The sequence below is a fragment of the uncultured Roseobacter sp. genome (assembly GCF_947491795.1).
Lineage (GTDB): Bacteria > Pseudomonadota > Alphaproteobacteria > Rhodobacterales > Rhodobacteraceae > Roseobacter.
Genome location: NZ_CANLKW010000005.1, coordinates 95234 through 107581 on the forward strand (window position 1 = coordinate 95234; position 12348 = coordinate 107581).

The 12348-nt window shown below is 63.3% G+C and carries 12 protein-coding genes; 3 read left to right on the forward strand and 9 right to left on the reverse strand.

Going from position 1 to position 12348, the window contains the following annotated elements; all coding sequences use genetic code 11:
• Window positions 1-49 precede the first annotated feature (49 nt).
• The gene (gene ubiA / locus Q1A34_RS18340; RefSeq protein WP_300037827.1) at window positions 50-1012 is read right to left on the reverse strand and encodes a 4-hydroxybenzoate octaprenyltransferase; all 963 of its coding nucleotides are present in this window, start codon (window positions 1010-1012) and stop codon (window positions 50-52) included.
• A gap of 12 nt (window positions 1013-1024) precedes the next feature.
• On the opposite strand from ubiA, the gene Q1A34_RS18345 reads away from it, so the two are divergent.
• The 3 genes from Q1A34_RS18345 to Q1A34_RS18355 all read left to right on the forward strand — a co-directional run bounded on the left by Q1A34_RS18345 (window position 1025) and on the right by Q1A34_RS18355 (window position 3951).
• Window positions 1025-1756, forward strand: a complete 732-nt coding sequence (locus tag Q1A34_RS18345) for a 16S rRNA (uracil(1498)-N(3))-methyltransferase (protein WP_300037830.1) — start codon at window positions 1025-1027, stop codon at window positions 1754-1756.
• Between the two features lie 238 nt (window positions 1757-1994).
• Window positions 1995-2516 carry a hypothetical protein gene (locus Q1A34_RS18350; RefSeq protein WP_300037833.1) on the forward strand — a complete coding sequence of 174 codons (522 nt, stop codon included), beginning with the start codon at window positions 1995-1997 and terminating at the stop codon, window positions 2514-2516.
• 64 nt (window positions 2517-2580) lie between these two features.
• Entirely contained in the window at window positions 2581-3951 is a 1371-nt protein-coding gene (locus tag Q1A34_RS18355; protein WP_300037836.1) for a glutamate--cysteine ligase, read from the forward strand.
• Window positions 3952-3988: 37 nt separating this feature from the next.
• Here the strand turns inward: Q1A34_RS18355 and Q1A34_RS18360 are convergent, their stop codons facing one another.
• The 8 genes from Q1A34_RS18360 to Q1A34_RS18395 form a co-directional block, all read right to left on the reverse strand.
• Window positions 3989-5221 carry a mandelate racemase/muconate lactonizing enzyme family protein gene (locus Q1A34_RS18360; protein ID WP_300037840.1) on the reverse strand — a complete coding sequence of 411 codons (1233 nt, stop codon included), beginning with the start codon at window positions 5219-5221 and terminating at the stop codon, window positions 3989-3991.
• Between the two features lie 27 nt (window positions 5222-5248).
• Window positions 5249-6340: a Zn-dependent alcohol dehydrogenase gene (locus Q1A34_RS18365; protein WP_300037843.1), complete on the reverse strand. Its 1092-nt coding sequence runs from the start codon at window positions 6338-6340 to the stop codon at window positions 5249-5251.
• 99 nt (window positions 6341-6439) lie between these two features.
• Window positions 6440-7648: a TCR/Tet family MFS transporter gene (locus Q1A34_RS18370; protein ID WP_300037846.1), complete on the reverse strand. Its 1209-nt coding sequence runs from the start codon at window positions 7646-7648 to the stop codon at window positions 6440-6442.
• 3 nt (window positions 7649-7651) lie between these two features.
• Window positions 7652-8977, reverse strand: a complete 1326-nt coding sequence (locus Q1A34_RS18375) for a lyase family protein (protein WP_300037849.1) — start codon at window positions 8975-8977, stop codon at window positions 7652-7654.
• Window positions 8978-9020: 43 nt separating this feature from the next.
• Window positions 9021-9809, reverse strand: coding sequence for a 3-oxoadipate enol-lactonase (gene pcaD / locus Q1A34_RS18380; protein ID WP_300037852.1), 789 nt, complete (start codon window positions 9807-9809; stop codon window positions 9021-9023).
• Between the two features lie 15 nt (window positions 9810-9824).
• The gene (locus Q1A34_RS18385; RefSeq protein WP_300038205.1) at window positions 9825-10802 is read right to left on the reverse strand and encodes a threonine/serine dehydratase; all 978 of its coding nucleotides are present in this window, start codon (window positions 10800-10802) and stop codon (window positions 9825-9827) included.
• Window positions 10799-11623 (reverse strand): alpha/beta hydrolase, encoded by an 825-nt coding sequence (locus Q1A34_RS18390; RefSeq protein ID WP_300037855.1) that lies wholly within the window; start codon window positions 11621-11623, stop codon window positions 10799-10801. Before Q1A34_RS18390 ends, Q1A34_RS18385 begins: the two co-directional genes overlap by 4 nt.
• Entirely contained in the window at window positions 11623-12309 is a 687-nt protein-coding gene (locus Q1A34_RS18395; protein ID WP_300037858.1) for a haloacid dehalogenase type II, read from the reverse strand. The genes Q1A34_RS18390 and Q1A34_RS18395 overlap by 1 nt, the downstream gene beginning before the upstream one ends.
• Window positions 12310-12348 lie beyond the last annotated feature (39 nt).

The following is a 12348-nucleotide window of genomic DNA, read 5'->3' on the forward strand; positions in this document are numbered from 1 at the left end:
ACCGGTCGGGGTGTATGTCTGTGATACGCCCGGGTGGCACAGGTTTCAATCACACCAGCAGGGCTGGCACAAAAAAGAGCAGCGGGATCATGCCGGTATCGCGGTTCGCGCGAAAGAGCCGGAGCAGTTTCGCGTTGTCCTCTGTATCGAGGCCTCTGAGCTGCCAGGCCAGGTGCCAGCCCATGGCCCATGGCCCCGCCAGCGCGACCACCAGTGCCAGGACGTTTCCGGCAGGCTGCACGGCAAAAACCACCGCCAGACCCATCAGCCCCACCGTCGCCATAAGAAAGCGGCGCAGCCAGGCGGCGGTCTTGTCGCCGAAAAGACGTGCGGTCGATTTGATGCCGATCAGCGCGTCGTCCTCTGTGTCCTGGTGGGCATAGATGGTGTCGTAAAACAATGTCCAGGCGATCCCCGCAAAATAGAGCAGCACCGCCGGGGCCCCGAGTGTGCCGCTGTGGGCCGTCCAGGCCAGCAGGGCTCCCCAGTTAAAAGCGAGCCCGAGAAAGACCTGCGGCCACCAGGTGAACCGCTTGGCAAAGGGATAAACGGCGACGGGCAGCAGCGCCAGAATGCCCAGGGTAATGGCCGCGAGGTTAAATGTCAGCAAAATGCCAAAGGCCAGCAGTGCCTGGACGCACATCCAGATCACGGCCCCCCGCAGGCTGACCTGACCCGATGGGATCGGTCGCGACCGCGTCCGCTCTACCGCGCCGTCAAAGTCGCGGTCGGTGATATCATTCCAGGTACAGCCCGCACCCCGCATCAGCCAGGCCCCCAGTGCGCAGCCCAGGGCGATCCACAAATCGTGCAGGGTAGCGCGCCCGTCGTGCAGCATGGAGAGCGTCAGGCCCCACCAGCAGGGCAACAGCAAAAGCCAGGTGCCGATGGGCCGGTCCGCACGGCTCAGCCGCAACAAGGGCCGGGTGGCCTCCGGCGCCCAGGTATCGACCCAGTTGTCTTTCACCGCATCGGCGACGGTGCCATCTGGTGTGGGGCTGTGCTCTTGCATATGGTCCCCTTTATGGAACGTGAGGTATCAGCAAAAATCCGGCTTTATGTAGAGCACCCTTTGGGGGAGGCGCAAACGCTTCCTTTGTCGCGGGAGCAGGCGCATTACCTGTTCGGCGTAATGCGGCTGGGTGCCGGGGCTCAGGTTCTGGTCTTTGACGGACAGAACGGCGAATGGCTGGCCGAAGTCACCCAGGCCGGAAAACGCGGTGGCGAACTGTGTGTTCTGCATCAGACAAAGGCTCAGCAGATGCCGCCGGATCTGTGGTTGCTGTTTTCGCCGATCAAAAAAGCCCGAACGGATTTCATTGTTGAAAAGGCCACGGAACTGGGGGCAGCGCGCATTCTGCCGGTGCAGACTGCTTTCACCAACGCTGGGCGTATACAGCGTGACCGGTTGCAGGCGCATGCCGTGGAGGCCGCAGAGCAATGTGGCGGAACCTTTGTGCCGGAAGTGGCAGAGTTGCAAAAGCTGGGGTCCGTCCTCGATCACTGGGACAGCGCGCGCCGGATCATGTTCTGCGATGAAGGCGCGGCCGCCGCAGCGCGCGTGCTGCCGGACCTGCCCGGACCCTGGGCGGTGCTGATCGGGCCCGAGGGCGGGTTTTCACCACAGGAGCGCGACCGGTTGCAGAGCCTGGCGCATGCGCATGTAGTCTCGCTGGGCCCGCGTATACTGCGAGCGGATACGGCGGCGGTGGCGGCGCTGACCCTGTGGCAGCAGGCCATGGGCGACTGGGGGTGATCATGCTGCGCCTGGAGTTGCCCGGGCTGTGCACAAAAGCCGGTGTGCGCTGGTGCCATTTGCAAGGCAGGTCGCAGGGCCTCGGACATTGCACATTTCAACGCCCAAGTGCTGGCATTGCGGGCATCGCGTTTCCATATAGAGAGGGCGGCGCGGCCATGTCGCGCGCAATAAAAGGTCCCGTCACTATGCTATTGCACGTTTTCGCTGCCCGCCGGAACAAGGCCGGAGGGGCCGGATGATCCGCCCTGAAGCCAGAGCCCAGCTGATGCGCTGGCGCGAAGTGCTGGTAGGCAGTGCCGCACTGCTGACCGGTCTGTGGTGGCTGGCCGGTCCCGGCAGGCTGCTCACGATTCCCGCCCTCGCGCTGCTTCTCGCCGGTGTCGCGCTGATCTGGATCGGTGTGCAGCGGGCGCGGTTCCGCTCAGCCGGGACGGGACCCGGGTCAGTCGATGTGGACGAAGGGCAGATCACCTATTTCGGCCCGCTGACCGGTGGGGCTGTGGCGCTGCGTGAATTGCGGCGGCTGACGCTTGATGGCACCGCACGTCCGGCGCACTGGCGGCTGGAACAACCCGGCCAGCCCGCGCTCATGATCCCGGTCAATGCCGATGGCGCAGAGGCGCTTTTTGATGCCTTTGCCACGCTGCCAGGCCTGCGCACGGCCCAGATGCTGCGTGCGCTGGAGCACCCTGCGCATGACCAGATCGTGATCTGGCAGCGTGATATTGCGATTCCTGCACAGGGTGCGGTGCATTGACACCCCGCTGAAATCGGACCATCCCTGACAGAGCAAAACGGCTCAGCGAAACGGAATCCCCCTCATGTCCATTCCCCAGTCCGGTGGCGGCCCCATCACCTCATTTGATCAGCTGGCGCAGTACCTCGAAGACGGCTGCAAACCGCGCGAAGACTGGCGCATCGGCACAGAGCACGAGAAATTCGGCTATTGCCGCGACACGCTGAAACCACTGCCCTACGACGGCGAACGGTCGATCCGCGTGATGCTGGAAGGGTTGCGTGACGGGCATGGATGGTCGCCGGTCACCGAAGGCGGTCACCTGATCGGGCTGGAAAAAGACGGCGCAAACATCAGTCTGGAGCCCGGCGGGCAGCTGGAACTGAGCGGTGCACCTCTGGAAACCATTCACGAGACCTGTGACGAGGTGAACACCCACCTGCGCGAAGTGCAGGACGTGGCAGACCGTATCGGCGCAGGCTTTATCGGTCTCGGGGCGGCCCCGCACTGGACCCATGACGACATGGATCTGATGCCCAAAGGCCGGTACAAACTGATGAACAATTACATGACGCGCGTGGGCACCATGGGCCGCGTCATGATGCGCCGGACCTGTACGGTGCAGGTCAACCTGGATTTCGGGTCCGAGGCGGACATGGTCAAAAAAATGCGCGTGGCGCTGGCATTGCAGCCGGTGGCAACTGCGCTTTTCGCCAATTCACCGTTCTTTGAGGGCAAACCCAACGGCCATAAATCCTGGCGCGCGGTGGCCTGGCGCAATCTGGATGCCTCGCGTACCGGGATGCTGCCCTTTGTTTTTGAGGACGGTTTCGGGTTTGAGCGCTGGGTCGACTATGCGCTGGATGTGCCGATGTATTTTGTCTATCGCGACGGTAAGTACGTGGATGCTCTGGGCATGTCGTTCCGCGACTTCCTGGAAGGCAAACTGCCCGCGCTGCCGGGTGAGGTGCCGATGCTTTCAGACTGGGCGGATCACCTGACCACGGCCTTTCCCGAGGCGCGGATGAAGAAGTTCATCGAGATGCGCGGTGCGGATGGCGGCCCCTGGCGGCGGTTGTGTGCGCTGCCAGCGTTCTGGGTGGGGCTGACCTATGACCAGACCGCACTGGATGCGGCCTGGGACCTGGTCAAAGGCTGGGATATGGGCACGCGCGACCTGATGCGGGTGGCCGCGTCGGTGGATGGTCTGCAGGCCGAGGTGCATGGCATTCGTCTGCACGACATCGCTCGCGAGGCCGTTGCGATCAGCCATGCCGGGCTGAAAGCGCGCGCGCGCGAAGGGGCAGGGGGCATGGTCCCCGATGAGACCCATTTCCTGAACGCGCTGCACGAGAGTGTCGAGACAGGCAAGGTGCCTGCGGATGAGCTGCTGGAGCAGTATCACGGCGACTGGCAGGGCGATCTGAACCGCATTTACGCCGAATACTCTTACTGAGGCCGCGCCCGGCAAGAGCTGGCGCGGGCGGCGTGCTTCAGTCGCGCGGTGCGGGGGCTCCGCCCTCAAAATCGTTGCCGTTCACATAGTCACAGGGGCCGTCGTGCATCTGCAGATGCAGCCCGTCGCCGGAATATGGGTGGGCACGGGCCAGATCCTCATCCACCTCGATCCCAAGGCCCGGCGCTTCGGGCGGTGTGACAAATCCGTTCTCGACCCGGATTGACCCTTTGATCACCGCGTCGTGGAAAGGTGTCTCGATTGTTTCGGCCATCAGCAGATTGGGGATGGATGCCGACAGATGAATGTTGGCGGCCCATTCCACAGGTCCCGCGTAAAGATGCGGGGCCATCTGTGCGTTACAGACCTCGGCCATGGCGGCGACTTTCTTCATCTCCCAGATGCCACCGGCCCGGCCCAGGGCCGGTTGCAGAATTGTGGCCGCTCCGCTGCGCAGCACCTGTGCGAATTCGGCTTTGGTTGTCAGCCGCTCTCCGGTGGCGACAGGGATGCGCACCGCGCGCGCAACCTTTGCCATCTCCTCGACAGCGTCCGGGGGGATCGGTTCCTCGAACCACAGCGGTGACCAGGGCTCCAGCGCCTGGCCCAGCCGGATTGCCCCCGCTGTCGTGAACTGGCCGTGGGTGCCAAAGAGCAGGTCCGCCCTGTCGCCCACGGCCTCGCGGATCGCCCGGCAAAAGGCCACGGACTGGCTGATGTCGCGCATGCCCGGCATGTGGCCACCGCGCATCGTATAGGGGCCTGCAGGGTCGAACTTGACCGCAGTGTAGCCTTTGTCGACCATCGCGCGGGCGCTTTCGGCGGCCATATCGGGCGAGGTCCAGAAGGACGCCAGATCGTGCCCGGGTTGCGGATAGAGGTAGGTATAGGCGCGGATGCGCTCGTTCATCATCCCGCCGAGCAGCGCCCAGACGGGTCTTTCGCGCGCTTTGCCCAGGATATCCCAGCAGGCGATCTCAAGCCCGGAAAAGGCCCCCATCACCGTCAGGTCCGGGCGCTGGGTAAAGCCCGAAGAATAGGCGCGGCGGAACATCCGTTCGATGTTTTCGGGGTTTTCCCCTTCCATATGGCGCGCAAAGACATCCGTGATGACCCCGCGCATGGCGTCGGGACCAACCGATGAAGCATAACATTCGCCCCAACCGGTGATGCCATTGTCGGTGGTGACTTTCACCAGGATCCAGTAGCGGCCACCCCAGCCCGGTGCGGGCGGGGCCGTGACGATGATATCGAGATCACGCAGTTTCATATCCGGCTCCTTCAGCGGGCGGGTGGATCAGGTGTTAAAGATGATGACGTTGCGCCGGGCACCACCCGTTTTGGTGTCTGCGATCGCCTCGTTGATCTGATCCAGCGACCAGCGGCCCGAGATCAGCTCATCCAGCTTCAGTCTCCCCTGAGCATAAAGATCGACCATCCAGGGTATATCGCGCTGGATCACCACATCGCCCATCTTGGATCCGGTCATCCCCTGGCCGGTGGCGGCCAGCATCACGGGCTCATAGCTCGACATGGCACCGGAATGGGGCATCCCGACCATAATGACCTTGCCGCCCGTGCCCAGATAACGTGGCGCCTGGTCGTAAGCAGGAATGGCACCGACGGTCACGATCACCGCATCAGCACCGCGCCCGCCGAGGGCTTTGTGGGCATCGCGCCAGGGCTTCGCACCGGTCGCCAGAACCCCGTGCGTCGCACCAAAGTCGCGCGCCGTGTCCAGTTTGTCCTCGCTCATATCCACGGCCACGATACGGCGCGCCCCGGCGATACGCGCACCCTGGATAGCGTTGAGCCCGACACCGCCTGCACCGATCACCACCACATCCTGTCCCGCGCGCAGACCGGCGGCGTTCACCACCGCCCCGACCCCGGTGATGACACCGCAGGCAATCAGACTTGCGGCTTCTTTGGGAATGTCCGGACTGATCCTCACCACCTGGTTCTGATCCACCACGACCTTTTCGGCAAAGCCACCGCAGGCCATGGCCTGATGCAGTTTGCCGCCTTCTGCCGTTGTGATCGGGCCGTGATCCCCGTCATAGGGCGTTTCGCAGATTGTCGGTTTGCCAGAGGCACAGTTGCCGCAGGTGCCGCAGGCGCGGATCAGTGTCACAATCACGCTGTCGCCTGCCGACAGCCCATTGACACTGTCGCCCGCCGCAGTGACCACACCCGCCGCCTCGTGTCCGTAAACAGCTGGCAAAGAACCGCCCCAGGCACCATCGGCATAGGAAATATCAGAATGGCAGATCGCGACCGCGCCGAGGGTGACCTCTACCTCGCCCGGACCGGGGGCGCGCAGGTTGATCTCCTCCACGACCAGGGGTTCTCCAAAAGCATGGCACACGGCGGCCCGGATTTTCTGCATAGTTCAGTCTCTCTGTTGTCGGGCGTGTTGCCTCTGTTCATGGCAGCCTGTCGCGCCGGGACGGTGGGTGCAAGTCAGAAGGCGACAAAGGGTGTCGTGTTACCGGTCTGATGTCGCGGCCCCGCCGCGCAGGACAAAGACGGCCAGGCCCACACAGATCAGCCCGGCGGACAGCAAAAAGGGCGCGCCCGGCAGATAAACCACGGCATCATCCGCTGTAAATGCTGCAAACGTGGAGGTCATGATCATCGGTGAAAAGATCATGGCAAGCGCGGACAGGGAGGTCAGAGCGCCCTGCAGTTCCCCCTGAGCATCCGCGCCTACAGCCTTGGACATAATGCCCTGCAGCGCTGGTGTGATTACAGCGGCAAGCGAGGCCAGTGGTGTCAGGATCAGGGCCAGGGTGCCGTTGCTGACAAAGGCCAGCGCCATAAAGGCCGCGATGTCGAACACGTGGCCGTAAATGACCGTGCCGCGCTCGCCCAGCAGGCGCATGACGGGGCGGATCAGCCCGCCCTGCACAATGGCGAGCATGATCCCGAAAAGCGCAAGGCTGAGCCCGATTGTGGAGGGATCCCAGCCAAAGCGCTCTTTGCCGAAATACGCCCAGACAGCCGGATAGACGATAAAGGCGACCTGGTAGATGAAAAAGACCATGAGCATCGGCCCGATACCGGGCAGTTTGCGCAGGTGCTTCAGGCTGCCCAGCGGGTTGGCCCGCGCCCAGGCAAAGGGCCGCCGGATACTGTCTGTTACGGTTTCGCGCAGGACAAACCAGCCAAAGACCAGATTGGCAGCCGACAGGGCGGCCGCCGCAAAAAAAGGCGCACGGGTGCCATAGCCTGCGAGCAGACCACCGATCAGCGGCCCCAGCACAAAGCCCACGCCAAAGGCGGCACCGACCAGACCGAAATTGGCAGAACGGTCTTCGGGGCCGGAGATATCGGCCATATAGGCATTGGCCGTGGACTGGGTGGCTGCCGTGATACCGCCGACAACCCGACCGGCGAGCAGCAGCCATATGCTGCCGGCGACCGCCATGACCAGATAGTCCAGCGACATAATGAGGAGCGAGACCAGCAACACCGGCCTGCGCCCGAAGCGGTCAGACAGCCCGCCCAGCACAGGGCCAAAGAGGAACTGCATCACCGCAAAAGCTGTAGAGAGCACACCGCCCCAAAGCGCCGCCCGGCCCAGATCGCCGCCGCCCAGACCCTGGATCAGATCCGGCATCACAGGAATGATCAGCCCGATCCCCATGGCGTCGATCATCACGGTGATCAGAATGAACAGAACGTCAGGGCGCAAGGATCACAGGCCCCTGACCCTGGCAACAAAGGCGCGGGCATCCGCCGGGGCCTGGCCGGTGGATGTTTCAGGCTCAAAAAGGGATGCGGGCAGCCAGGGCCATTTTTCCTGTGCCAGCTCGGCGAGTGTACGCCCGCTGGCCTTGACCTCTGCACAGAGGTCTTTGACGGCCTGCTGTGACTGCGGGCGCGGCATCTGCTCTGTCAGCGCAAAGCTCAGCGCTTCGGCATAGATGACGCCGCCATTCGCGGCAAGCGCCCGGCGCATGGTGGCAGGGTCCGGCTCCAGGTTTTCCAGCAGACGCAGCGCGATTGCCCGTGATGCGGCGCAGCCCAGTACGATCTGCGGCAGGACCATCCATTCGGTGAACCAGGCTGCACCATCCCGCTGGTGCTGGTGCGTGGCAGAGATCTGCAGACTGCTCATAAGACCTGCCGTCTGGCAGGACAGTGCGGAAAGTGCTGCAGGTCCCACCGGGTTTTGTTTCTGTGGCATGGTGGACGATGCTCCGGCACCGGCAAGGCGCACCTCTGATATCCCGCTGGCAGCGAGGCCGGTCAGACCCTCGCCCAGAGATCCAAGGGTGGCGGTGATACCGGCCAGCCAGCCTGCGACACGCAGCACCGGCCCCCTGTCGGTGTGCCAGGTTCTGCCCGGATCCCTGAGGCCCAGGCCCTCAGCCAGGGCCGCACGCAGCGCTGCAGGGGTGTCGCCCAGTTCTGACGCGGTGCCCGCAGCACCCGACAGCGATACCCACAGGCTGCTGTCGCGCAGCGCATCCAGCGCATCCAGCGCATCGGCCAGCGGCATGCCCCATCCGGCCAGAACAGCGCCCCATGTTGTGGGTGTTGCCTGCTGCCCCCAGGTACGGGCGGGCATCACGGTGACCGCGTGTTTTTCCGCGCCATCGGCCAGCAGGGTCAGTAACTGCCGCAGATCCTCCTCGGCCAGCAAAAGCGCCTGGCGCAGACGCAGCATCAGCCCGGTATCCATGATGTCCTGCGATGTGGCGCCCCAGTGCACGTACTGGGCATGTTCCGGTGCGTTCATCTCCGCGCGAAAGGCGGCAACCAAGGCAGGAATGCAGACGCCGTTTGTGGCTGTTCCACCGGTCAGCGCGCCCGGATCAATCTGGACCTCAAGGGTCGCGCGCTGAATGGCCTGTGCGCTGATTTCCGGGATCAGCCCCATTTTGCCCTGAGCCCGGGCCAGCGCGCCTTCGGTCAGGAGCATGGCGCGCAATGCGGCGCTGTCGGAAAACAGCCTGCTGGTCTCACCTGCCGGAAAGAGACCTGCGTGAAGGGAGCTGTCAAAAACGCTTGCGGCCAAGGGCTACGCTCCGATCCGGGTGGGCGGGCGTGTTGCGGTGGCCTCAGACATGCCCGACCTCGCGCAGAAAACCAGACAGGGTTTCGGCGAACTCGACAGGTTTTTCCACGCAGGGCAGATGTCCCGCGCCGCGGATCAGATGGCACCGGCTTCCGGGAATAAGCCCCACGGTCTCGCGCACCATATCGGGCGGGGTTGAGCCGTCCTCGTCTCCGGCGATGCCGAGGGTCGGCAACCGCAGACTGGCCGTGGTCGCGTAAAAGTCGGTGCCGGAGATCGCCGCAGAGCAGCCCATGTACCCCTGATCCTCCTGGCGGGTAAGCATATTGCGCCACAGTTCAAGCTCGGGCGTCTGGCAGAATTTCCGCGAGAACCAGCGCTCCATCACGGTATCTGCGAGGCTTTCGATGCCGCCCGTGCGAACCCCTTCGATACGTTCGGACCACATATCCGCGTTCCCGATTTTTGCGCCTGTATTGGACAGCACCATCGCGCGGATCATATCCAGCCGTTTGACCGCCAGGCCCTGCGCGATCAGCCCGCCGATGGACAGCCCGACAAAGACACAGTCGCGAACCTCCAGCATGTCGAGCAGTTTTTCCGCGTCACTGACAAGCGCGCCCATGGAATAAGGCGCGGGCGGGCAGGTTGACAGCCCATGCCCGCGTTTGTCGTAGCGAATGAGCCTCAGGCCTGCGGGCAGGTGCGGCAGGATCGGGTCCCACAGGCGCAGGTCCGTGCCCAGCGAGTTTGCAAAAACAACCGTTGGCCCGTCGTTCGGGCCATCGACGCGGTAGTGCAGCCGTACGTCGCCCAGATCTGCGATATGCATGGGTTTCTCCCTGATTTATTCGGCGTATCGGCTGAGAGCGTCCTGAAAAACCTCAGCATCCACGTTACCGCCTGAGATTGTGACGATGACGTCGTCGCCGTCAATCTCGTCGCGCCGGAAAAGTGCCGCCGCCAGCGCGACCGCGCCGCCCGGTTCTGCCACCAGCTTGAGACGGCTGAAGGCAATCGCCATGGCATGGAGCGCTTCATCGTCGCTGACCACCAGCCCGGGTCCGGCCAGTCGGTTCAGAACAGGCAGGGTCAGATCACCGGGTTGTGGCGAGACAATAGCATCACACAGACTGCCGGATGGTTTCGCGTTCCGGCAGGGTGTTCCCGTGGCCAGCGACCGGGTCATATCATCGAAATCCGCCGGTTCCGCAGGTCTGACGCGCAGGCCCGGGGCTTCGGCTTCCAGCGCGAGCGCGATACCGGCTGAGAAACCACCGCCACCGCAACAGACGATCACGTCGGCCTCTGTGATCCCCAGTGTCTGTGCATGCTCTGCAATTTCCAGCCCTGCTGTGCCCTGACCGGCAATGACCTGCGGCTCGTCAAAGGGTCGGATCAGGGTCAGACCACGTGCCGCCGATATTTCGGCGCCGATGGCATCGCGATCTTCTCCGGCGGCGCGGTCATAAAGCACGACCTCGCCCCCCAGTGCCCGGGTATTATCGATTTTCATGCGCGGCGCATCCGCTGGCATCACAATCACCGCATCCACGCCGTGCTCGCGCGCGGCAAGAGCCACCCCCTGTGCGTGATTTCCGCTGGAATAGGCGATCACCCCCCTGGCCCGGACGTCTGCGGGCAGGGCAGAGACCGCCGAGCGTGCACCACGGTATTTGAAACTGCCAGTGTGTTGCAGGCATTCAGGTTTGATCCAGACCCGCCGGCCGGCAGTTTCATCGATAAAGGGCGAGTTCAGCAAAGGCGTCTGCCGGATATACGCGCCGATCCGATCCCGGGCCGCGCGGATCATGTCTATGTTCATCTCAGTTCGTTGATCCATGTCTGGAGCGCTGCAACAGCCTCCGGTTCGTCAAGAAAAGGTATGTGACCGCGTCCAACAACGGTTGCCGCAATCATATCCGGTCTGCGCCGCTGCATTTCCCGCAGGGTTTTCTGGCTCAGCAGATCGGAGTTTTCGCCCCGGATACAGGCGATGGGCATCCCCTGAAGCGCATCAAACAGCGGCCAGAGATCCGGGGTTTCCTGAGCAGCCTGGGCCTCGACCGCATCGCGCAGCCTCGGATCATAGGTGATGGAGAGACCGGAGGAAGTTACGCGGTAGTGTTTGACCGCCTCTTCCATCCACCTGGCAAAGGGCACGTCGACAAAGTTGGTCATCGCCCGTTCGAGCCCGCGTGCGGCATCGACATGAGACTTGCCGCCCGGGTTGCGGCCCAGATACCCCATGATAAACGCAAGCCCGTCCGGATGAAGCTCTGGTCCGATGTCGTTCAGCGCAACACCTGTCAGCCGGTCCTTGTGGCTCATGGCCAGACTCATGGCGTTCAGGCCACCCCGCGACGTGCCCAGAATGGCGACCCTGTCGAGGCCCAGGTGGTTGAGCAGGGTGATAACATCCCGGCATTCTACTGGCAGCGAATAGTTTTCCCAGTTGCTGTCCCAGGCCGAACGTCCGCGCCCCCGGTAGTCCATCCGGATAATACGGCAGTCGCGCAGGTAGGGTATCACATAGTCAAAATCGGCGGTGGTCCTGGTCAGCCCCGGCAGACAGAGCAGGGGCAGACCGGAGCCCTCGTCCGAGTAATGCAGAATCAGTCCGTCATGAGAGGCAAATTCCGCCATCACAGGCCTGCCAGTTCGGGTATCCCCGTCAGATCCGGTATCATATGCGCCGGGCGCCAGGGCAGGCGGTCCACCGGTTCGCCTGCGCGGTTTACCCAGGCCGTGGTGAACCCATAGCCTGTTGCACAGCCGGCATCCCAGCCATTGGAGGAGACAAACAGTACCTCTGATTTGTCACATCCAAAGCGTTTGCACACCAGGTCATAGACCCGGGCGTCTGGTTTGAAGATGCCAACGCTTTCGACCGACAGCGTGTCGTCCAGCAGGTCAGTCACACCGGCAGAGGCAACAGCAGCGGCCAGCATATCGGGTGATCCGTTCGACAGGATTGCTGTGTTTTTTCCCACTGCCTTGAGCGCTGCAAGCATGTCCGGCACCTCGGGATAGGCCTGCAGTTCGCGGTAGAGCGCCATCAGCCTGTCGTAAAGCGCTGTATCCCCGTCAAAACCATTGCGCTCCAGCGCCCATTCGAGCCCTTCACCGGTGACGGTCCAGAAGTCTGTGTGTGCATCCACCACGGCCCGCAGCCAAGTGTATTGCAGCTGCTTCTGCCGCCAGTTTTCCGCAATCGCCTGCCAGCACCCGGAGATCCGTTCAAACGCCGGTTCTGCAGCGGCCTGGCGTGCCGCCGCACTGACGTCAAAGAGCGTACCATAGGCGTCAAAGACACAGGTCGTGACAGGCATGAGACGTATCCTTCCCCGGAGGCTGGCGCTACACTGTCA

Excerpts from the sequence above, each read along its gene's own strand:
- Q1A34_RS18385 (WP_300038205.1), bottom strand. The coding sequence starts at position 10,802 with ATGAACATAGACATGATCCGCGCGGCCCGGGATCGGATCGGCGCGTAT.
- pcaD (WP_300037852.1), bottom strand. The coding sequence starts at position 9,809 with ATGCATATCGCAGATCTGGGCGACGTACGGCTGCACTACCGCGTCGAT.
- Q1A34_RS18395 (WP_300037858.1), bottom strand. The coding sequence starts at position 12,309 with ATGCCTGTCACGACCTGTGTCTTTGACGCCTATGGTACGCTCTTTGAC.
- Q1A34_RS18360 (WP_300037840.1), bottom strand. The coding sequence starts at position 5,221 with ATGAAACTGCGTGATCTCGATATCATCGTCACGGCCCCGCCCGCACCG.
- Q1A34_RS18350 (WP_300037833.1), top strand. The coding sequence starts at position 1,995 with ATGATCCGCCCTGAAGCCAGAGCCCAGCTGATGCGCTGGCGCGAAGTG.
- Q1A34_RS18355 (WP_300037836.1), top strand. The coding sequence starts at position 2,581 with ATGTCCATTCCCCAGTCCGGTGGCGGCCCCATCACCTCATTTGATCAG.
- Q1A34_RS18365 (WP_300037843.1), bottom strand. The coding sequence starts at position 6,340 with ATGCAGAAAATCCGGGCCGCCGTGTGCCATGCTTTTGGAGAACCCCTG.
- Q1A34_RS18390 (WP_300037855.1), bottom strand. The coding sequence starts at position 11,623 with ATGGCGGAATTTGCCTCTCATGACGGACTGATTCTGCATTACTCGGAC.
- ubiA (WP_300037827.1), bottom strand. The coding sequence starts at position 1,012 with ATGCAAGAGCACAGCCCCACACCAGATGGCACCGTCGCCGATGCGGTG.
- Q1A34_RS18345 (WP_300037830.1), top strand. The coding sequence starts at position 1,025 with ATGGAACGTGAGGTATCAGCAAAAATCCGGCTTTATGTAGAGCACCCT.